This window comes from Nocardia ignorata NBRC 108230, assembly GCF_001612905.1.
In the GTDB taxonomy this organism is placed as follows: Bacteria; Actinomycetota; Actinomycetes; order Mycobacteriales; family Mycobacteriaceae; genus Nocardia; species Nocardia ignorata.
This window is the reverse complement of record NZ_BDBI01000028.1, coordinates 94,199-114,176: the sequence shown is the minus strand read 5'-3', so window position 1 is coordinate 114,176 and position 19,978 is coordinate 94,199. Positions and strand designations below refer to the sequence as shown.

Annotated in this window: 19 protein-coding genes and 1 pseudogene; 11 read left to right on the top strand and 9 right to left on the bottom strand. The window is 66.6% G+C overall.

The window, feature by feature from the left end; all coding sequences use genetic code 11:
* Positions 1–87 precede the first annotated feature (87 nt).
* The 4 genes from NI2_RS23315 to NI2_RS35280 all read right to left on the bottom strand — a co-directional run bounded on the left by NI2_RS23315 (position 88) and on the right by NI2_RS35280 (position 3,710).
* On the bottom strand, positions 88–753 hold the full coding sequence (locus NI2_RS23315) for an MspA family porin (RefSeq protein ID WP_067494200.1): 666 nt from the start codon (positions 751–753) through the stop codon (positions 88–90).
* A gap of 71 nt (positions 754–824) precedes the next feature.
* Positions 825–1,502, bottom strand: coding sequence for an MspA family porin (locus NI2_RS23310; protein ID WP_067494453.1), 678 nt, complete (start codon positions 1,500–1,502; stop codon positions 825–827).
* 161 nt (positions 1,503–1,663) lie between these two features.
* Positions 1,664–2,476, bottom strand: coding sequence for a poly(3-hydroxyalkanoate) depolymerase (phaZ, locus tag NI2_RS23305; RefSeq protein WP_067494196.1), 813 nt, complete (start codon positions 2,474–2,476; stop codon positions 1,664–1,666).
* A gap of 22 nt (positions 2,477–2,498) precedes the next feature.
* Positions 2,499–3,710, bottom strand: coding sequence for a PucR family transcriptional regulator (locus NI2_RS35280; protein WP_243750099.1), 1,212 nt, complete (start codon positions 3,708–3,710; stop codon positions 2,499–2,501).
* A 444-nt stretch (positions 3,711–4,154) separates the two neighbouring features.
* Between NI2_RS35280 and NI2_RS35275 the strand changes: the two genes are divergently transcribed.
* Complete coding sequence (locus NI2_RS35275) at positions 4,155–5,774, top strand: PHA/PHB synthase family protein (RefSeq protein ID WP_371852004.1); 1,620 nt, start codon at positions 4,155–4,157, stop codon at positions 5,772–5,774.
* A gap of 7 nt (positions 5,775–5,781) precedes the next feature.
* On the opposite strand, the gene NI2_RS33235 is transcribed toward NI2_RS35275, so the two are convergent.
* The 3 genes from NI2_RS33235 to NI2_RS23280 all read right to left on the bottom strand — a co-directional run bounded on the left by NI2_RS33235 (position 5,782) and on the right by NI2_RS23280 (position 8,024).
* Complete coding sequence (locus NI2_RS33235; protein ID WP_166655824.1) at positions 5,782–6,402, bottom strand: DUF1345 domain-containing protein; 621 nt, start codon at positions 6,400–6,402, stop codon at positions 5,782–5,784.
* A 74-nt stretch (positions 6,403–6,476) separates the two neighbouring features.
* On the bottom strand, positions 6,477–7,187 hold the full coding sequence (locus tag NI2_RS23285; protein WP_371852003.1) for an SDR family oxidoreductase: 711 nt from the start codon (positions 7,185–7,187) through the stop codon (positions 6,477–6,479).
* 207 nt (positions 7,188–7,394) lie between these two features.
* A complete protein-coding gene (locus NI2_RS23280) occupies positions 7,395–8,024 on the bottom strand; it encodes a TetR/AcrR family transcriptional regulator (RefSeq protein ID WP_067494189.1) in 630 nt (209 codons plus the stop codon).
* A gap of 254 nt (positions 8,025–8,278) precedes the next feature.
* Here NI2_RS23280 and NI2_RS23275 point away from each other — a divergent pair.
* Positions 8,279–9,745 (top strand): annotated as a pseudogene (locus tag NI2_RS23275) (endoglycoceramidase I); the annotation flags it as partial.
* Here the strand turns inward: NI2_RS23275 and NI2_RS23270 are convergent.
* On the bottom strand, positions 9,626–11,722 hold the full coding sequence (locus NI2_RS23270) for an acyl-CoA dehydrogenase family protein (protein WP_243750101.1): 2,097 nt from the start codon (positions 11,720–11,722) through the stop codon (positions 9,626–9,628). The pseudogene NI2_RS23275 and the gene NI2_RS23270 sit on opposite strands and share 120 nt — an antisense overlap.
* Positions 11,723–11,828: 106 nt before the next feature.
* Between NI2_RS23270 and NI2_RS23265 the strand changes: the two genes are divergently transcribed.
* The 8 genes from NI2_RS23265 (at position 11,829) to NI2_RS23230 (ending at position 18,924) form a co-directional block, all read left to right on the top strand.
* Positions 11,829–12,455: a TetR/AcrR family transcriptional regulator gene (locus NI2_RS23265; protein WP_067494182.1), complete on the top strand. Its 627-nt coding sequence runs from the start codon at positions 11,829–11,831 to the stop codon at positions 12,453–12,455.
* Between the two features lie 118 nt (positions 12,456–12,573).
* Complete coding sequence (locus NI2_RS23260) at positions 12,574–12,858, top strand: hypothetical protein (RefSeq protein WP_133734223.1); 285 nt, start codon at positions 12,574–12,576, stop codon at positions 12,856–12,858.
* A gap of 129 nt (positions 12,859–12,987) precedes the next feature.
* The gene (gdhA, locus tag NI2_RS23255) at positions 12,988–14,337 is read left to right on the top strand and encodes an NADP-specific glutamate dehydrogenase (RefSeq protein ID WP_067494176.1); all 1,350 of its coding nucleotides are present in this window, start codon (positions 12,988–12,990) and stop codon (positions 14,335–14,337) included.
* A 137-nt stretch (positions 14,338–14,474) separates the two neighbouring features.
* Positions 14,475–15,161 carry an esterase/lipase family protein gene (locus NI2_RS23250; protein ID WP_067494173.1) on the top strand — a complete coding sequence of 229 codons (687 nt, stop codon included), beginning with the start codon at positions 14,475–14,477 and terminating at the stop codon, positions 15,159–15,161.
* 106 nt (positions 15,162–15,267) lie between these two features.
* Positions 15,268–15,666 (top strand): hypothetical protein, encoded by a 399-nt coding sequence (locus tag NI2_RS23245; protein ID WP_067494170.1) that lies wholly within the window; start codon positions 15,268–15,270, stop codon positions 15,664–15,666.
* Positions 15,667–15,693: 27 nt separating this feature from the next.
* Positions 15,694–15,909 carry a hypothetical protein gene (locus NI2_RS23240; protein ID WP_067494167.1) on the top strand — a complete coding sequence of 72 codons (216 nt, stop codon included), beginning with the start codon at positions 15,694–15,696 and terminating at the stop codon, positions 15,907–15,909.
* 75 nt (positions 15,910–15,984) lie between these two features.
* Positions 15,985–17,454 carry a phospholipase D-like domain-containing protein gene (locus tag NI2_RS23235; RefSeq protein WP_067494164.1) on the top strand — a complete coding sequence of 490 codons (1,470 nt, stop codon included), beginning with the start codon at positions 15,985–15,987 and terminating at the stop codon, positions 17,452–17,454.
* Positions 17,455–17,643: 189 nt separating this feature from the next.
* Positions 17,644–18,924, top strand: coding sequence for a serine hydrolase domain-containing protein (locus NI2_RS23230; protein ID WP_243750102.1), 1,281 nt, complete (start codon positions 17,644–17,646; stop codon positions 18,922–18,924).
* A 52-nt stretch (positions 18,925–18,976) separates the two neighbouring features.
* Here the strand turns inward: NI2_RS23230 and NI2_RS23225 are convergent, their stop codons facing one another.
* The gene (locus NI2_RS23225; RefSeq protein WP_307657907.1) at positions 18,977–19,408 is read right to left on the bottom strand and encodes a DUF4345 domain-containing protein; all 432 of its coding nucleotides are present in this window, start codon (positions 19,406–19,408) and stop codon (positions 18,977–18,979) included.
* Between the two features lie 169 nt (positions 19,409–19,577).
* On the opposite strand from NI2_RS23225, the gene NI2_RS23220 reads away from it, so the two are divergent.
* Positions 19,578–19,973: a hypothetical protein gene (locus NI2_RS23220; RefSeq protein ID WP_067494444.1), complete on the top strand. Its 396-nt coding sequence runs from the start codon at positions 19,578–19,580 to the stop codon at positions 19,971–19,973.
* The last annotated feature ends 5 nt before the right edge of the window (positions 19,974–19,978 follow it).

Below are 19,978 nucleotides of genomic sequence, written 5' to 3'. Positions count from 1 at the left end.
GTGGTCACGTCGAGCCTCCTAGTAACTAAGCGCTTGTTCACCTCATGGTGCTACAGCGATTCGACAGCCGTCAAGCCGGGGGCCGCGTCAGCCGAGACTGAAGGGCTGCCCCCACAGCGTTACCCAACTGGTGACGCTGTCGGTGACGATCTCGACGCTGACGAAGGCTCTGGCCTGGGCGTAGCCGCCACAGCCGGTCAGGCCGATGGTCTGATCGGCCCAAGTGACCGAGCCTGCGCCCCCGGCGAATTCGTTGTAGACCTTGTGCGACTCGTTGCCGAAGTCGTCGGCCTTTTCGCGGTCGAGGATGTAGAAGGACTTCGCCTGCCCCGGCCCGAGCGACAACTCGCCGCTGGTACTGGCACCGAGACTGGCGTTGCCCTCCCAGTCCGAGGCGCCTTCGACGCCGCCGCCGGCACCACCACCAGCGATATCGACCTGGCAGCCAACGGTGTAACCGGGAATGATGAGCCCGTAGGCACCCGCACCCGCACCCGCGAGTTTCACCTGGGCAGTGCCCGAAACCCAGGCGTTACGGTGCGCCGGGGTCGACCCGAGCGACGGATTGATGTTGGCGGATTCGCCGACGAGCCGGACCGTGACCACGGTGCCGTCGGAGAGGGTCTTGACCATCTCACCGCCCGGGAGCGGCACGAATGTGTCGGCACCGGCGTGGGTAGTGGCGAGCAGGCCGAGCGCCAGGGCGGCGACAGCACCGACGCTGGTGCGCGCGAGATTCTTTCGGTTGAACATGGGGGAACACCTTCGGATTCGGTTTCGCGGACGCGAAAGAGAGACAGGTAGTCGGATTCGAGAAACGAGACTCAGCCGATGCTGAACGGCGCACCGTAAAGAGTTGTCTTCGAATAGTGGTCACCGATGATCTCGACCACCGTGTAGGCGCGGGCCTGGGCGTACCCCGCACAGCCTTGTATCTCGATCTCGGCGTCCTGATATTCCACCGAGTATCGGCCCGACCGCGGAATGTCCTTGTAATCGATCTGGACGAATTTCACCTCGCCCGGACCGAGATTCACCCCGATCGAGCCGCCCGCGCTCACGCCACCGGTGGAGATGCCACCGGACACCCCGGCACCGATCGCGTCGTCGGCGATGCTCACCTGGCAACCGACCAGATACCCCGTGTTCAGCTGCGATGCGCCGTGCGTGGAGGAATTGTTGCTACCCGGAATACCGGCGGGACCATTCGTCGGGCCTACTTCACCCTCCGGTGTCGCGGTGACATCGGCGATCGCGTTACCCGAGACCCAGACCACCCGTCCAGCGCCATTGGCCGCCATGGAAGGCGAGACGATCGCGTGTTCGCCGGTGCGGGTCAGCGTCACTCCCGGGCCCGCCTTCGACCCGTCCGGCAGCGGCACGAACGTATCCGCGGTCGCCGCGGTCGGCATCAGCACACCGATAGCTACCACGCCGATTCCGGACAGTCCGGCGACTGCGGCACAGCGACCGGTTCGGACCCGAGTCCAACGAGAAATCATGATGATCAAATCTCCTTTGCACGTACTGGACCGCCAGCCATTTCAGAAATGGGGCTGCCGGAAATACCGTCGACCGCTTTCCGTGTCGAGGTGGCGTGCATCACTGTAGTGAGAACTATGCGTTCACACAACAGTTGTTGTGAAAATTATCCGGGTCGTATCTACTCGGGTTCGGGGCGGAGGAACTCGGCGACGCGCGGTCCGAGGTCGTCGGCGCGGGTGACGAGCCCGAGATGGCCGTCGGGGTAGATGTGCAGGGCGGAGTCGGGCATCAGTCGGTGCATGGTTTTCGCGTTGATCACCGGCACGATGGGGTCGTCGTCGCCGGCGAGGATCAGCGTGGGCTGGCGGATCAGCGGCAGGAACGGCAGGCTGGTCCAGCCTGCGCCCGCGAGCAGCTGCAGCGCGTAACCCGGACCGGGAGCGCGACCCGCATGGTGATGCAGGATCTCCTGGGCGAGCGCGGGTTCCGCACGCAGGCGGCCCCCGTAGATCGTCGCGGCGATCGCGGCCGCGTAGGCGCGATCGCGGTACCGGCGCGGGGTGATCATCTTGCTCAGCACCCGAGGATGCGCCGGAACCATCAGCATGCCGGTCGCCGTGGCGACGAGCACCAGGCGCCGGCATCGCCGGGGGTTCTGGAAGGCGAATTGCTGCGCGAGACCACCACCCCACGAGATGCCGAGCACGTCGGTCTCCGGGTAGCCGAGTTCGTCGAGGACATCGCCGAGCGCGCAGGCCAGAGTCGCGAAATTGTAAGGCAGGCGCGGCATTTCGGAACCGCCGATTCCGGGCACATCGAAACGGATCACCGGGATCGCCGGGTCGAGCCGATCGAGGAAGGGCTCGAGCAGCTCGAGCCTCGCCCCGATGCCGTTGCACATGAGCAGTGGGCGCCCCTGCCCCGCACGCACCGCGACACGCCATCGTCGCCCGTTGATCCGCAATTCCCGAACGGTCTCGACCTCGGCCACGCGACCTCCTTCAGGTTGGGACTCAGGAGTCGAGTCGGTTGCCGAGCTCCGGGAACGTGCGGATCGCCTGCAGCGCGATGGTGAGATCGCTCAGCACCCGCGGGTCGTCGAGCGAGCCGCCGAGGCGTTCCTCGAGGCGGCGGATGCGTTGCCGAACCGTGTTGGGATGGCAGTAGAGTTCCCGGCCCGCATTGGCCGCCGAGCCACGCGCGTCGATCCACGCGGTCGCGGTGGCCAGCAGCGTCGTCCGGTCGTAGTCGGGCAGGGCGAGCACACCGTGCAGCACGCGCACTACGAATCGGCGAGTCGTCTCCCGGTCGCGCACGAGGAGATCGATATGCGGCTCGTCGTCGAGCCCGCGGATGCCCTTGGTGCCGGGCGACAGCGTTTCGAGGGCGACCTGGGCCAGCCGCAATGCCCGGGCGGCCCCGTCGAGGCGGTGGAACACCGGACTCACTCCGACACGTCCGAGGGCCACCTGCGCGACCTCGGCGAGCACCACCTGCGGGTCACGGCTGTTGCCCAGTGAGAGCACGCCGATCTCGTGTTGCGGCTGGGATCGCCACGCCGACCCCACATCGAGCCGCCGGAGGCGGTCCTCGAGCTGCGGCAGGGCCGCGGAATGCGCGCCGGTCACCTCCGCGACGACCACGAGAAAGGTTCCCTCGTAAGGCAAGTCGAGAAGTTTCGCGACCTCCCAGGCGCTGAGCGAACCGGAAGCCGGCCCGTCGAGGATCGCCGAGATGATGCCGGATCGCCTGCGGTCCGCCTCGATCATGCGTTCGCTCATCGCCTGCCGGTACGACTCGGTCAGCGCGAGGGAGAAGTCGTCGGCCAGCTCCCAGATCGCCGTGGCGGTATCGAGCAGCGCGTCCACCGACTTGCGCCCCGAGACGCGGGCGGCGGCCAGCAATCGCTCCCACACGAACGCGAAGCCGAGGCGATAGGCGCGCAACACCTCCGGCAGCGGCATGTCCTGTGCGGCCCGGGCGCGACCGATGTCGCGCGGAGCCGAGAGGTCGACCCCGCGTTCACCACTCAACCGTTCGAGGATCTGATTCATATTGGCTATCAGCGAGGCTCGCAATTCGTCCCGGTCGACGATGCCCGCCGTGCGATAGATCTCGATCTGCTCGAGAATCCGGACGAGCAGCTGGTCGGCCAGCGTATCGATCTGCTCGAGCAGGTCGGCGGCGAGTTCGGCCACCGGCTGAGCGAGACTCGAAGTAGGCACCTCGACAGGTTATCCACGGGCCGCGCGGCACATCGTATCCGGCAGAGCAGAGTGTGCGTGCCGACACAGTCGCGCCGGATCTGGTGTCGGCGCCGACATTGGCTGGACCGGCCCGATGCGCGAATCTGTGAGCACGCGTTCGGCACGGTGGCCGCACTGAGATGCGGGTCATCGTGCGTTCGCCACCGGATAGCGACAAGACCCTCCTCTCGGTCGTCGACCACCGCACCAGATCTGGCAAGCAGATCGACGCGGGAGCGACCAGACACCCGCTGCGCGGACTGTGCCCGCGCGGCCGACAGGAGTGGAGACGCCATCATCAATTCCGGTACGAAACCCAAGGAAAACGCCGAACACGCGGCCGTCGATTCGCCTGAGCGCCGGACGACGAGTGAGACCCCGGAGTTCGTCGCGCCTCTCGATCAGCTGCTGAGCGAGGCCGCATTGCGGCCCGTGAACCGGTGGCTGCCCGGCGACTCGGGGGTTCGGTTCCTCGATGCGCTGGCCAAACGCCCCGACCGGGTCAAGCGCAGGGTCGGGGCACTCGTCGACGAACTCGGCCGGATCGTCATGGGCACATCGCAGCTCGCACCGCAGCCGAAAGACCGGCGATTCAGTGACCCGGAGTGGTCGCAGAACCCGCTACTGAAGCGCGTCGTGCAGGCCTATCTGGCCGCGGACGAACTGGCCGAGGGGCTCCTCGAGGACGCGCCGCTGGAGTGGCGCGATGCCCAGCGGATGAAGTTCGTCCTCTCGAACATCCTCGAAGCCGCCGCGCCGAGCAACAATCCACTGATCAGCCCCGTCGCGTGGAAGACGTTCTTCGCCACCAAAGGCGCCAACGCGGTCTCGGGGCCGCGCAATCTGCTGCGGGACTTCGCCGGCTCGCCCCGGATCCCCGCGATGGTCGAGCCGGACGCGTTCCGGGTGGGTGTCGATCTCGGTATCACCCCCGGCGCGGTCGTGTACCGGACAGAGATGTTCGAGCTGATCCAGTATCTGCCGCAGACCGAGACCGTGCGTGCGGTGCCGCTGCTGATCGTTCCGCCGACCATCAACAAGTACTACGTCCTCGATCTGGCGCCCGGCCGCAGCCTGGTCGAGTACCTCGTCGGACAAGGCCAGCAGGTGTTCATGATCTCGTGGCGCAATCCCGATGAACGCCATCGTGATTGGGGTATCGACGCCTATGCCGAAGCCGTGATCGAGGCGTTCGGTGTGGTCGACCGGATCGCGGGTGCCGGATCCGTGCACACGATGGCGGCCTGCTCGGGTGGCCTGATCGCCTGCATGGCGGCCGCGCACCGCGCCCGGACCGGCGGTCTCGGCAAACTCGCCAGCCTCAACCTGCTGGTCACCATGATCGACCAGCACCGGGGAGGCATGGCGGGCTCACTCATCGACGAAGGTGTCGCTCGTGCCGCGATCGCCCGGTCGCAGCACAAGGGATACCTGGACGGCCGCGCTCTCGCGGAAGTCTTCGCCTGGTTGCGACCGTCCGATCTGGTCTGGAACTACTGGGTCAACAACTATCTGCAAGGGAAGACCCCGCCCAAGTTCGACATCCTGTTCTGGAACGCCGACACCACCCGGATGCCCGCCGCGCTGCATCGTGACTTCATCGAAGCCGCACTGCACAACAAGCTGGCCACCGCGGGCGCGGTCACGGTGCTCGGCACCCCCATCGAACTGAACGAGATCACCGTCGACTCCTATGTCGTGGCCGGCTCGGCGGACCACATCTGCCCCTGGGCCAATTGCTACCGCAGTGCCCAACTGCTCGGCGGCAAGGTGCGTTTCGTCCTGTCGACCAACGGTCACATCGCCGCGCTGGTCAACCCGCCCGGCAACCGCAAGTCCAATTACCAGGTGTCCGAGGACACCTCGCTCGATCCCGCGGACTGGCGCGGCGCGGCGGCGACCGTGCAGGGGTCGTGGTGGCCCGACTACGCCGCGTGGCTCGGCGACCGTTCCGGGCCGGACAAACCTGCCTCGGCCATGCTCGGCAGCGCCGAGTTCCGGCCGCTCGGCGTCGCGCCCGGCACTTACGTCTTGGCCGACTGACCCCGGTTCACCATCCACCTTTCACCACGTCGACCGCGACGCCGATCACCGCGACGTTGTAGAAGAACCCGATCACCGAGTGGAGCAGCACTTGCGCCCGGATGGACCGGGTTCGCGTGTTGACGTCGGAGACCGCGAACGAGACACCGATGGTGAAGGAGAAATAGGCGAAGTCCAGCAGATTCGGGCGCGGGGTGTCGGGGAACGACAGCGGTTGTTCCGGGAGCCGCCGGTGGTAGGTGCGGGCGTACTGTTCGGCGAAACCGAGGTGCAGCAGGAACCAGGCCAGCAGGGCCACAACGACCGCGATGATGTCGGTGGGCACCGCGTGGTCGTCGCCCGCGTCGCCTGCGACGATCGAGAGCACCGTGGCCAAACCGACGGTGCTCGTGACCACTGTCAAGACCAGTGCCGTCCAGCTGTCGGGAATCGCGTCCATCCACTCGGCGGGGTCGTCGGCGTGGCGGTTCCGCAGCAACAGAACCAGCCACGCACCGATGTACACGGTGGCGAGAAGCCCCCAGCCGAGCAACCATCCGCGCGGCTCACCGGCCCACAGCGCGGCAACGCCGAGCACCACCAGGCCCGCCTCGAGGACCCGGCTCGCGATCACCCTCGGGCTGTGCACAGGGACGACTCCTTCACTCCGGCTGGAGGGAGGCCGTGCGTGGCAGTGCCGACCCGCCCTGCCGCATCGTATGTTCAGACTGCGCGGACGAGGCCGGTCGACGCACCTCTGTCGACGACCAAGGTCTCGCCCGTCACCCATCGCTGCGCGTCCGAGGCGAGGTGGGCGATGATTTCGCCGGGGTCGTCCGGCTCGCCGGACGGTGGCGGTGTGGTGGTCGCCCCGGCGAGTCCACCGCCGAGCGCGACGGCGTTGACCCGTACGGCCGGTGAGAGCTCGGCCGCCAATTGTCCCGTGACATGGATCAGTGCGGCATGTGCCGCGCTGTACAGGCCGGAGCCCGCCCCACCGACCGTGTTGATCACTACGCCGCCGTGCTCGCTCATCCACGCGCGCGCCACGAGTGAGGTCCACAGGATCGGCGCCCACAGGTTCACGCCGAGGGTTTTGGTGAATCTCAGGTAGTCCTGATCGACGAGCCGGCCGCGGGCATGGTCGGCGCCCGACGTGTTGACCAGGATGTCGACGCTACCGAAACGGTCGATCGCCGATTCCACACATCGTTGCGCTGCTTCCTGATCGACGGCACCGACGGCCACGCCGACAGCGTTGCCTCCGACTGCGGCCGCGGCCGCGTTCGCGGCGTCCCGACCGGGTAAGGCCAGCACGACATTGCCGCCTGCTCGGGAAATCGCCTGTGCCGCAGCCGAAGCGATTCCCCGCATGCCACCGGTGATGACGACCGTCCGGCCGGAGAAATCGAATCGGCTCACCTCGGCCACCATCACTGTCTGCTCGTCGGGCGACTGTGCGGGCAGGCTCTCAACGGACGTCGTCGGCCTTCCCGGTGCGCCGTTGCACCGAGCAGGAGCCTGCATCGCGGTGATCCCACTTCGCCTCGTTATCGAAGTCGAATCTAATTCGAGTTTAGGAGCGAGTCGCCGCGCTGTCAACCGGCAGTAAGGCCGATCTCAGACCTGCGGCCGCCGTGGTCAGTCCTGCGGCGCGTAGGTGCCGAGGTATGCCGTGACCAGTCGCTTCAACTCGGCGATGGTGGACTCGTCACCCCCCGCCGACCGACGGAATGCCACGTCGAACAGTCGGCTACCGGCTTCGAAAGCGAGCTCGACGGCGAGCTGGGAAGTATCGGCGTCGAGGAAGTTCCGGTCGATCAGGTAGCGCCAGAACCGCTCGGCCAGTTCCGCGTCGAAGGCCTTGGCCACCTCGCCGATCGCCGGGGAGCGCCCGAAGTACCAGAGTTCGACGAAGTCGGGGAACTCCCGGCAATACCCGACCAGAATATCGACGATTCCGCCGACGGCCTGGCTCAGACTCCCCGGGGCCGCATGCTCGAGCGCGTCGGCGATCCGGCTGTCCAATCGCTCCGCGTGCCTGCGCACCAGCTCGACATCCACGTGGTTGCGATCAGCGAAGTAGTGATACATCGAGGCCAGTGGGATGCCGGTCCGTTCACTGATCGCCTTCAACGTGGCGGCCTCGTACCCCTGCTCCCGCAGCAGCGTTTCAGCCGCCTCGAGGATGGCCTGCACCCGCTCGACTCCGCGGCGCTGCACCGGGGCCGGTCGAGCGGACGCTTTGCGCGCCGGCGATTTATCGAACACGATTCCAGATCGTAACCGCTACCCCACCGGTCCGCACCTACCTGATCGGCCAGGCCGGCGTGCCATGCCGCCTCGAAACCGTCCTGCGCGAAACCCAGGACTCCGTCCCCCACCTGAGATCGACTCCGCTTCAAGCGTTTTCACAGGTGTTACCTTGACCACTCCGATAGTCACCCGCTATGTTCACTCGCCAACAGAACTGGTCGCACGTTCAAATGGGCGTGCGACCAACTGCGGGAGTCTGAGGGACGCGGATGATCGAGACAGCAAGACGCGGTGGACGGGCCGTGCGGTGGATGACAACGATCGCGCTGGTCGCCGGAATCGGGGTGGCCGGGAGCACTCCGGTCGCGGCGCAACCCGGTTCGGAGCTGACACCGCTGCGTGCCGAGGGCGCCGAGCTGGTCGACGGATTCGGCCGCACCGTGCTGCTGCACGGGGTGAACAATGTCGACAAGCGCGCACCCTTCCTGATGCCCGGCGACAATTTCACCCTCACCGACGAGTCCGCGGCGGTGCTCGCCCGGCACGGGTTCAACACGGTTCGCTTCGGGGTGTCGTTCGAGGGCTTGATGCCGACCGAGGGCGTGATCGACACCGCCTACCTCGATCGCGTCGAAGACGTCGTGGACACCTTGGCCGCGCACGGCATCTACACCCTGCTCGACAATCACCAGGACGGACTGTCGAACATCTGGGGCGGCAACGGTTTTCCGGCCTGGTCCATCCGGGCTCGGCCGCACGCCGACGAACCCAACCCCGGTTTTCCGCTGTATTATCTCATGCCGAGCATGAACCTCGGCTGGGACGAGGTGTGGAACAACACCTACGGCGTCCTCGACCACCTCGGTACCGCGCTCGGTGCGCTGGCCGAACGGATGAACGGGCGCGCGGGCGTGCTCGGCATCGAGCTGCTCAACGAACCCTGGCCGGGCACACCGTTTCTCACCTGTTTTCCCGACGGCTGCCCCGGCTTCGACGCCACCTATCAACGCGCCCTGCAGCGACTGACCGATGCCGTCCGGGCCCGCAATGCCACGGTGCCGGTGTTCTGGGAGCCCAATGTCACCTGGAACGAGACGATGCCGAGTCACCTCGGCAAGAATCCGCCGATCACCAGCTCCGACATCGTGTTCGCACCGCACGACTACTGCATCCCGAGCCAGCTCGCCATCTACCTCGACCTGCCGGAGGACCTGCGCGCGGTGTGCCCGGTGCAGCAGGACAAGACCTGGTCCAACATCGATTCGTTCACCGCTCGCACCGATATCCCGACCATGATCACCGAATTCGGTGACGGCGACCCGACGGTGTTGCGCAACACCACGATTCGCGCCGACGAACGGTTCGTCGGCTGGCACTACTGGCATTACAGCGCCGGTGACGGCGATCCGTTCCGCGGTGACCTGGGCCGCGAACTGGTGCGCACCTACCCACGTGCCACCGCTGGGACGCCCGAGGCTTTGGTCTACGACTCCGGCAACGGTGATTTCGCATACCGGTTCCGCCCACGAGCCGCATCGGCGCCCACCGAGATCTATGTCTCCGACCTGGCCTATTCGGATGGGTACGAGGTCGAGGTCACCAACGGTCGTGTCACCTCACCGACAGGTGCTCGTGTCGTCACCGTGGAGGCCGACGGCACGGCTCCGGTCACCGTCCGCATCCATCGTCCGGGCTCCGACGGCGCCGACCTGTCGACCGGATCCGGCACCGGCCCGGGCATCCCCTGGCCGTTCACCGGTTCGGCGGGCTGAAGTCGACGCGTGCCGGGTCAGGCCTTCATCTCGTAGGTCCCGGCCAGTCCGCGCGCCTTGCCCAGCACACGCTCGAAGCGGGCCTTGTCGAAGGTGGGGCGGCGCACCAGGTCGAGTGCCCGGCGTTGCTGGACCGCGGTGGCGGTCGGCTTGTTGTGCAGGGCAAGGGCGTTCGTGGAGAAGCCGCGGACGAAGCCGTCGAAGATCTGGTCGATGACCGCGGGGTCGGTGCCCTCGATCACCGCCTGCTCCAGTACCAGCTGCGCGTAGGGCACCGCCGTGAACCAGCTCACCGAAGGCGAACAGGAAGTCGACGTCTTTCTGCTGCGACGGCGTCGGAGCGGCGACGGCGAGCAGTGCCTGCAGCGCGAGGACCTGCTCGAGGAACACCGCGACATTCGGCACGTCACGGAAGCTCTCGAAGACCGGACGCCAGTCGGCGAAGCGGATCCGGCCGAGGCCACTGCTCGGTCCCTGCCGGAACAGGAACTCGTCGTCGGCGGCGTCGTGCCGTGTCGGTACCGGTTCGTAAGCGGCGCAAGCTAATTCGGCGCCGAGCGGTTTCACGATCGAGCCGAGACGCGGAGTGAGCTTGCGACTCGTCCAGGACAGCGCACCGGCGGCGGCGCGGGTGGCGACCGTGGGCGCCACCGCGACACCGGGCAGCGATCGCATCGCGGCCAGACCGGCATCGGCCGGGTGGAACATGTAGTTGGCCATGAACTTCAGCGACAGTGCCATGTTGACGTGGACGGTGCCCTCCAGCCTCGGGAGCCCGAACATGGCCGTCATCGCGACCGGGAAGTACATGTCGTTCTCGAACCCGCGCGCGGCGATCACATCGGCGAGGTCCTCGATCACGCGCTGCCCCTGGCGGGTCACCGACATCTTCTCGATGGCGTTGAACAGCAGGTAGCGCCGATCCTCCGGTGAGGCCGAACGCATGTAGTCCACCGCGCGAGCGCTGTAGAGCTTCATCGCGGCGATCCGCGCGTAGGAATCGGTGATCAGGGCTCGAACCTGCGGGAACTCGGTGACTCGGTGACCGAACAGAATCCGGTTCTCGGCGTGGTCGATCGCCTCGTAGAAGGAGTGCTCGCAGGCGCCGATCGCGCCGAAGCCGAGGTTGAACTTGCCCACGTTGACCGTGTTCATCGCCGCGTGGAAGGCATCCTCCCCGCGGTGCAGGATGTCTTCCTCGGCGACGGGATAGTTCTCGAGCTCGAACGCGGCGACATAGATCTGGCTGTTGACGACGTTCTTGCGCAGCTTGTACGCCTCGTGCTGGGAGTCCGCGACGAAGAAGAGATACCCCTCGTAATCCTCCTGCGTCGGTTTACCCCGCATGGCCGCGGCGCTGTCGATGATCGGCTTGTCCGAGCGACGGCCGAATACCGAGACCATCGAGGCCAGGTTGCCGTTGCCGATGTAGTACTTGCCGCCGGTCGCGGTGTATCCGCCGTCGGGCTGGGGGTCGACGATCATGTCGGTGGAGTACACGTCGGCGCCGTGTTCCTTCTCCGACAGGCCGAACGCGAAGATCTCTCCGGCCTCGAGCTGCGCGGCCGCTTTCTGCTTGGCGACGGTGTTGTCGCTCTGCCAGATCGGCCCGAGACCCAGGATGGTGACCTGCCAGATGTACCAGTAGGTCATGCCGTAGAAGCCGAAGATCTGGCTCAACATGGCGTTGCGCGCGGTGTCCCAGCGCTTGTTCGGGTCACCGCCCGCCTCGGCCGCCGGGGTGAGGAAGGTCGCGAACAAGCGCTCCTTCTTCACGAAATCGAGGAACTCCGACGGCCAGACGCGGGCCCGGTCGTCGTCGAGCAGCCTGCTCTTGCCCCGCGACTCGAACCAGTCGACCGTCGCGCGCAGCAACCTGCGCGTCTCCGGGTCGAACTGCGCGAAGTCGGCGGTGTTCGGGTTGAAGAGATCTCGGGGCATCACGGCTCCTCCTGCGGGCGTCCGGCACGGTCGGACGGTTCATTCAGTACTGTAGCATTTTCATACAGCGATGTAGGAACAGTGGCCGGGTTGCTATTGTGTGCGCATGGGTAGCGAGACGGCAGTGCAGCGGCGAGGGCGGGCCGCACATCTCGGCCCCGAGCGGCGCAGACCCCAGGTGCTCGACGCGGCGCTGGCCATCGCCGCCGACCACGGCGTCGCGGCGGTCACGATGGGCGCGGTCGCCGATTACATGAAGGTGACCCGCCCGGTGGTCTACGCCTGCTTCCCGGACCGGGTCGAACTGATCGACGCACTGATCCAGCGCGAGGAGACCTTCCTGATCTCCGGTGTGCTCGACCTGCTGCCGCCGCGCACCACGAACGCCGACGAGACGGTCTTCGTCGAGGGGTTCCGCGCCCTGCTGCACAAGGCGTCCGAACGGCCCGATGCCTGGCGGCTGATCTACGGCAATCCCGATCCCGCGGTCGCCGGCTCCTTCGGGCGCGGCCGACGGCTGGCCGTCGAACGCTGCACGGCGCTGCTGCGCCCGACCTTGCACGCCTGGGGGGTCGAGGACGCCGAGCGCAAACTCCCCGCACTGGTGGAGCTCTGGGTCTCGGCGGCGGAAAGTGCGGTCCGGACCCTGTTCACCAACCCGGACGAGTGGAATCCGGATGATCTGGGCGCCTTCGTCGGCTCGGCGGTCTACCGCGCGATGCGCAGCGCATAAGGCCGCTCAGACCCTCCCGCACCAGCCCGGCATGACGGTTGCCGGTACCAGCGTTACCGGATACTCTGAGCATGTCGGTGCACAACTGTTCACTCAAATATGACAGGCAGGGCGGACCATGGGGTCTCGTTACACAGATTCGGTCAGTGCGTGGCGCGAGCAGGTGCGAAAGGACCTGCGCACGGTCACCGAGTTCGCCCAGGAAGCCCGGGCGGCCGCCACCGTCCGCGGGCGCGGAATCAGCCGCGTCGCCGACGGAGCCCGGCGCGATGTGACCGCGGAGGCACGGGCACTCGCCGAGGATCTCGCCGACATCGCCGATGCCGCTTTGCGCTCACGCACGGACGGCCGAAAGTCGTGGCTGGACAAACTTTTCGGGAGCCGTGCGCGCCGACGCCGTTGAGCCCGCCGTCGGCCACGCGGCGTACGTGGTCCAGACCTCACGACCGGCCCGGCTAGCCTGTGAGGAAATGGCCGCGTGCGCGTATGTCGTCCGGCCACGGTGGCAACGACGACGACAAGGAGTCCACGGGTGGCTGTCCTGGACGCGAAGCTGAGCGGCATCTACGACGAGGTATTGCGCCGCAATCCCGGGGAATCCGAGTTCCACCAGGCAGTACACGAGGTTCTCGACAGTCTCGGTCCCGTCGTCGCCAAACACCCGCAATACGCGGACGCCGCTGTGATCCGTCGCTTGTGCGAGCCCGAACGGCAGATCATCTTCCGGGTGCCGTGGGTCGACGATTCCGGCACCGTGCAGATCAATCGTGGCTTCCGGGTGGAGTTCAATTCCGCGCTCGGCCCGTACAAGGGCGGACTCCGCTTCCATCCTTCGGTCTATCTGGGCATCGTGAAGTTCCTGGGGTTCGAGCAGATCTTCAAGAACTCGCTGACCGGACTTCCCATCGGTGGCGGTAAGGGCGGCTCGGACTTCGACCCGAAGGGCCGCTCGGAGGGCGAGGTGATGCGGTTCTGTCAGGCGTTCATGACCGAGCTCTACCGGCATCTCGGTGAACACACCGACGTCCCCGCCGGCGACACCGGAGTGGGCGGCCGCGAAATCGGCTACCTGTTCGGTCAGTACAAGCGCATCACCAACCGATACGAGTCCGGGGTACTCACCGGCAAGGGCCTGACCTGGGGCGGTTCGCAGGTGCGCCGGGAAGCCACCGGCTACGGAGCGGTATTCTTCGTCGACGAAATCCTTTCCGCCGCAGGCCGATCCATGGAAGGCCAGAAGGTGGTTGTGTCGGGTTCGGGCAATGTCGCGATCTACGCGATCGAGAAGGTCCACCAGCTCGGCGGCATCGTGGTGGCCTGCTCCGATTCCAGCGGTTACGTCGTCGACGAGCAGGGCATCGATCTCGAACTGCTCAAGGAGATCAAAGAAGTACAGCGCGGCCGGATCGCCGACTACGCCGAAAAACGTGGTGGTGCCGCGCGATTCGTCGCGGGTGGTTCGCTGTGGGAGGTGCCCTGCGATATCGCGCTGCCGTGCGCGACCCAGAACGAACTCGACGGCGCCGCAGCGGGCAAACTCGTCGCGAACGGCTGCCGCATCGTCGCCGAGGGAGCCAATATGCCGTGCAGGCCGGAGGCGGTGCGGTTGTTCAACGAGGCGGGGGTGATCTTCGCGCCCGGCAAGGCGGCCAACGCGGGCGGCGTCGCGACCAGCGCGCTCGAGATGCAGCAGAATGCCTCGCGCGACTCGTGGAGCTTCGAGCACACCGAGGAGCGCCTGGCCGAGATCATGCGCGGCATCCACGATCGCTGCCTGGCCACCGCCGACGAATACGGCGTTCCGGGCAACTATCAAGCAGGCGCCAATATCGGTGGCTTCATCCAGGTCGCCGACGCGATGCTGGCACTCGGCGTCATCTGAGCGCTACCTCCCGGCGAACACCGCGCCGCCCCCAATTGTGGGGGCTGGCGCGAATTCTCGGAATCTGCCCGAGGTGAATGCCTCGCAGCGCTACCTTCTGTCTGCTCGCCGCTCAACGAGCAGATCGGAGTCGATTGATGTTCGCCTTGTCTCTGTCGCACCGCCTTCGGGTGGCCGCGATCGCCGTTGTCACAACCGCCGCCGCGTTCTGCGCGGTAGCGCCACCCGCCGCCGCCGCGCCCGCACGAGATCCGATCCTCTTCGTCCACGGGTGGCGGGGTTCGGCCGCGAACTGGGACTACATGTGGGGCCGGTTCCTGAACGACGGGTACTCCACCGATCGGCTGGCGCGGTTCACCTACGACAGCACCCAGTCGAACAAGGACATCGCGGTGCAGGTGCAGGCGCAGGCCGACGCGTTGCGGGCGCGAACCGGCGCCGCGAAGGTCGACATCGTCACGCACTCGATGGGCGGACTCAACAGCCGCTGGTACCTCAGGAATCTGGGCGGCCTCGACCTCGTCGACGACTGGGTCTCCCTCGGCGGACCCAATCACGGCACCGACACCAGCAACAGTTGTTACGACGTCTCCTGTGTGGAGATGCGGGCCGGTTCGGCCTTCCTCACCGACCTCAACAGCGGCGACGAAACACCGGGCCGGGTGAACTACGGGACCTGGTGGTCACCGTGCGACGAGATCATCAACCCGGATGAGAGCACAATCCTCAACGGCGCCACCAACACCCGCACGGCCTGCCTCGGCCATCTCCCCCTGCTGTCCTCGGCACAGGTGTACGAAGGAGTACGCGATTTCGTGAGGTAGCGGCCCCGTCCCGCCCCTTCCATGCCACCGACGGTCGTTTGTCTTTCGCAGGCTGGGTAGTCCGGTGCAGTAAGGACAAAAGGGGCGGGATGCGAGGAGTAGACCCATGAGCACCACCAGTTGGATCGTGACGATCGTCGTCGCTGTTCTGATAGTCGCCGTGTTGGCCGGCGTCGTCGCGGCGCTGCTGCGTAAGCGGCGTGAACACCACCGGGTCGAAGCGGCCGGAATCCGGGAACGAGTGGCGGGGCAGGAACTCGAGGTCGGGCAGCGGGAGGCGCGGGCGGAGGAGCTCGCCGCCAGGAGCCGTGCGGTGCAGGCCGAAGCGGACGCCAAGGCCGCGCAGGCCGAACAGCTCGCTCAGCAGGCCCAGGTGCACCACAGCGACGCCGCGGATTCACGAGCCGAGCTGGACAAGGAGTGGGAACGCGCGGACCGGCTCGACCCGGACCGTAAGCGGGCGCGGACCGCGGACGACCAGGCCGAGCAGACGCCGAACACCTGACCAAGCCGAACCTATGAGGAGGTCGCCATGACATCGGCCGACGCCGATTCGACCCGTTTACGCGAAGAACGCGCGGAACTGCTCGACAGACGAGCGAAGTTGAGCGAGTCGATCGAACGCGTCCAGCACGTCGGAAGCGCCGCGGACGGTGAGGAATACGTCGAGGCGCGGGAAGAGAAGGCGCTCATCCAAACCCGCCTCGACGAGATCGACGAGATCCTGGCCGGGAATCGGCGGTCCTGACGCGTCAGCCCCCGGCGTCCGGCAAGTATCGTTCACTTGCGCCGAACGTGTGCTGGACGAGGGGGCTGACCACAGATGAACGACGTGCCGCACATCCTCACCCCCGGCCAGACCTGCTGGCAGATCGCCCGAGCCGACCGCCTGGCCTGCATCATCGACGCGGCCGACTACTTCCGCTACGCCAAATCCGCGATGCTGCGGGCGCGCAAACGCATCGTTCTGATCGGCTGGGACTTCGACACCCGGATCAAGTTCGAACCACAGGGGAAGACCCTGGACGGGCCGGACCGGCTGGGCAAATTCCTGTCGTGGCTGCCGAAACAACGGCCGGACCTCGACATCTATCTGCTGAAGTGGAATGTCGGCGCGTTCGCCGCGATCGGCCGGGGGATGACACCGATCTTCGTCGCCAACTGGCTCACCGACCGGCGGCTGCACTTCGAGATGGACGGCGCGCATCCGATCGGCTCGGCGCATCATCAGAAGATCATCGTGATCGATGACCAGCTCGCGTTCTGCGGCGGCATCGACATGACCGTGGACCGCTGGGACACCAGCGACCACCGCGACGACAACGCCTACCGAACCGCACCGAACGGCCGCCGCTACGGCCCGTGGCACGACGCGACCACCGCGGTGGACGGCGCCGCCGCGAAGGCGATCGGCGAACTGGCCAGAGCCAGGTGGAAGGCGGCGACCGGGCAGGAACTGGCACCGATCGACGAAATCGCCGGAGACACGCCGTGGCCGGCGGGTCTGGAGCCGACGATGCGGTCCGTGGACGTGGGGATCGCCCGGACCCTTCCCGAACTCGCCGACCGCGCCGAGGTCCGCGAGATCGAGGCGCTGTATCTCGCGGCGATCGCGGGCGCGACCCGTTCGCTGTACATCGAGAGCCAGTACCTGGCTTCGCGCACCCTCGCCGAGGCGATCGCCGCCCGCCTGCGCGAACCGGACGGGCCGGAGATCGTGCTGGTCCTCCCCCGGCACGCCGACGGCTGGCTCGAGCAACTGGCCATGGACGGTGCCCGCCGACGCCTGCTGCATCTGCTGTGGAAAGCCGACACCGAGCAGCGGCTCGGTGTGTACTACCCCGTCACCGCCGACGGTGCGCCCATCTACGTCCATGCCAAGGTGCTGGTGGTGGACGACCGCCTGCTTCGGGTCGGGTCGTCGAACCTCAACAACCGGTCGATGGGTTTCGACACCGAGTGCGACCTCGCCGTCGAGGTCACGCCCACCACACCCGACGGCGAGGTCCTGCGCGAAACCATTCTCGGCATCCGCCGCCGCCTGCTCTGCGAACACCTCGACACCGACCCCGCCAAGTTCGACGCCACCCTCGCCGAAACGTCCTCGCTCGTCCGCACCGTCGAAGCGCTGCGCGGCGAAGGCCGGACGCTGATCCGATTCGAGCCCGAAACGGTCGCCGACGAGGACAGCCCGCTGGCCGAAAGCGAACTGATGGACCCCGAACGCACCCCGGCGAGATTGTGGGACAGTCTTTTTCCGAGAGGCGTTCGCCGCCCGGGGCCGACTCGATAAGCGCGTTCGACTCAGAGGAACCGGGCGGTGAGAATACGCGTTACGACGCTGGTCGCGCGCCATTCCACTGTTACCGGGTCTTGATTGCTTCCTCGGTTCACACGGAGCAGAGTTGGATTGCACAGCGCGAAACACCCCTCCCGAGCACACGCTGATCGGAGAATCATGGGTCACCGGACGAGTTTCGCAGTGTTTGCCGCGACCGTGAGTTTGTTCATCGCCACGGCCTGCGGAACGTCGTCGGATTCCGGTGGCGATACCACCGGCACATCGGCCGGTGCACAGGCCGAACCCGCGTACGCGGCCACCCTCCGACCGATGATCACCCAGCTCATGAAGGACAACGTCATTCCCGGAGCTGTCGTTGTCGTCAAATCGCCGAAGGAAGGCGACTGGACCGAGACGTTCGGCACCCGCGTCATCGGTGCCGACGATCCCCTGTCGGCGGACGACTACTTCCGGATCGGCAGCAACACCAAGACCATGACCTCGACGGTCATTCTGCAACTGGTGCAGGAGGGCAAGCTCGCGCTCGAGGACCCGATCGGCAAATACTGGCCGGGAGTACCGAACGGGGACCAGATCACCATCGCACAGCTCTCCGAAATGCGCAGTGGGCTATACAGTTACACGTTCGACCCGGAATTCAATGCCACACTGGACAGCGACCCGGACAAAGTGTGGACGCCCGAGGAGATGCTCGCGATCGCCTTCTCCCATCCGGCGAATTTCGCGCCGGGGGAGAAATTCGAGTACAGCAACACCAATACGATCCTGCTCGGACTCGTCATCGAGAAGGTCACGCAGATATCGGCCGCCGAGAATTTCCAGAAGCGGATCTTCGAACCGCTCGGCCTGCAGCACACCTCGATGCCCGCCGCGACGGACAACTCGATCCCCGACCCGCACCCGCAGGGGTACGCGTTCGGCACCAATGTCTCCACCATCGACACGTTCGCCCTGCCACCCGAGGAGCAGGCCGCCGCCCTCGCGGGCACGCTGCGACCCGGCAACGCCACCGACGCGAGCCCGTCGTGGACGTGGACCGCCGGTGCCGCGATCGCGACGGCAGGCGATATGGCGACGTACGTGCGGGCACTCGTCGAGGGCGACATGCTCGACGAGCAGCAGCAGCGAATCCGGATGGACAGCATCCAACCCATCGACCCCGCCGCCCCCGACGTCGCCGGCTACGGACTCGGCATCGTCCGATTCGGCAAGCATCTGTTCGGCCACGACGGTCAGATCCCCGGATACATGACCTTCATGGGACACGACCCCGCCTCGGACCTCACGATCGTGGTCGCCACGAACCTCGCGACAGTGCCCTCGGGCGAGGGCTCGGCCCTGGTCCTGGCCAAAGCCATGCTGCCGGTCTTCTACGGCAACGAACCGGCGCCGGACAGCCCGGCCGCGCCCGACACCGGCACAACGATCGCGCCCACCGGCCCGACCACGATGCCCCGGTGACGATGCCGCGAGCCCGACACATTCCGCCGTGCGCGGCGCTTGCGGCCGAGACCTATGCGGGAACCGGGTTCGCTGCACGTTCGAAACGCCGCACGAGAACCCCGTGCGCCACCGGAACCAGCAATTCGACGGGAATCATCAGGACGTAGAACCCGTGTGGCGCGCCGGCAACGGCCCATGCCAGGATCCTGGCCAGCCCACCGAGAAAGAACAACAGCCCGAGCACGTCGATCACCCTGGCGCGTCCGACGATATCTGCCGCCGCCCAGACGAACGCCGCGCCGTACGCGGCGAAGAGCACGCTGTAGAAACGCAGATCCGACTCCATGGTGGCATTGACCTCGCCGCCACCGATGTAGGTCGACTGACCGAACAGCAAGTGCGCCAACGCGATACCGACCACGGCAACGCCGAACACATGAAGCCATACCTGAAATACGCGCATCCCCATCCCCCTTCTTCGACAACTGCCGAACAGGATCACGGTAGCCGCTGTCTTCGATGCTCGTGGTGATCCGCGCGGGCGGACCATGTCAGCGGAGGTGTCAGGAGGGCGTCAGGCTCGTGTCAGGGACGGCCGACAGAGTGTGTTCATCGAACAAAGCGGGCCCGCCGAAAAGGGCGGGGCCACAAGCGAAAACGAGGAACACGACATGATCACCACCGCTTCCCTGACCGACCAGGACAAGGCCACCCTGCGCACCGCCGCCTACGGCGCAGTCTCGCTCATTGCCGCCGCGGGCGCGCCGCACAAGGCCGTCTCCCAGGGCACCACCGCGCTCACCTCGGCGACCGGGCTTGTCGGGCATGTGCTCTCGGCCAAGTCGCGCGATATCCATCTGCCGGGCAAGACTGTCGCCGAGTTCGCCGATCATGTCCTGCCTGCCCTGACGGCCGCGATGGAACTGCTCGCCGCCCATGACCCCGCCGAGGCCGACAACTTCCACGACACCGTCCTCGTCGCCGTCCAGGCCGCCACCCACACCAAGAAGGACCCCACGCCCGCGGTGACCGCGATGGCTGCCAAGATCACCGCCGCCCTGGCCTGACGACG

What these genes read in the sequence shown, in the direction of transcription:
- NI2_RS23315 (WP_067494200.1), bottom strand. Translation starts at nt 753, where the DNA reads ATGTTCAACCGAAAGAATCTCGCGCGCACCAGCGTCGGTGCTGTCGCC.
- NI2_RS23310 (WP_067494453.1), bottom strand. Translation starts at nt 1,502, where the DNA reads ATGATTTCTCGTTGGACTCGGGTCCGAACCGGTCGCTGTGCCGCAGTC.
- NI2_RS23285 (WP_371852003.1), bottom strand. Translation starts at nt 7,187, where the DNA reads ATGGTGGCCGAGGTGAGCCGATTCGATTTCTCCGGCCGGACGGTCGTC.
- NI2_RS23270 (WP_243750101.1), bottom strand. Translation starts at nt 11,722, where the DNA reads ATGCCCCGAGATCTCTTCAACCCGAACACCGCCGACTTCGCGCAGTTC.
- NI2_RS23265 (WP_067494182.1), top strand. Translation starts at nt 11,829, where the DNA reads ATGGGTAGCGAGACGGCAGTGCAGCGGCGAGGGCGGGCCGCACATCTC.
- NI2_RS23260 (WP_133734223.1), top strand. Translation starts at nt 12,574, where the DNA reads ATGGGGTCTCGTTACACAGATTCGGTCAGTGCGTGGCGCGAGCAGGTG.
- NI2_RS23250 (WP_067494173.1), top strand. Translation starts at nt 14,475, where the DNA reads ATGTTCGCCTTGTCTCTGTCGCACCGCCTTCGGGTGGCCGCGATCGCC.
- NI2_RS23245 (WP_067494170.1), top strand. Translation starts at nt 15,268, where the DNA reads ATGAGCACCACCAGTTGGATCGTGACGATCGTCGTCGCTGTTCTGATA.
- NI2_RS23240 (WP_067494167.1), top strand. Translation starts at nt 15,694, where the DNA reads ATGACATCGGCCGACGCCGATTCGACCCGTTTACGCGAAGAACGCGCG.
- NI2_RS23235 (WP_067494164.1), top strand. Translation starts at nt 15,985, where the DNA reads ATGAACGACGTGCCGCACATCCTCACCCCCGGCCAGACCTGCTGGCAG.
- NI2_RS23220 (WP_067494444.1), top strand. Translation starts at nt 19,578, where the DNA reads ATGATCACCACCGCTTCCCTGACCGACCAGGACAAGGCCACCCTGCGC.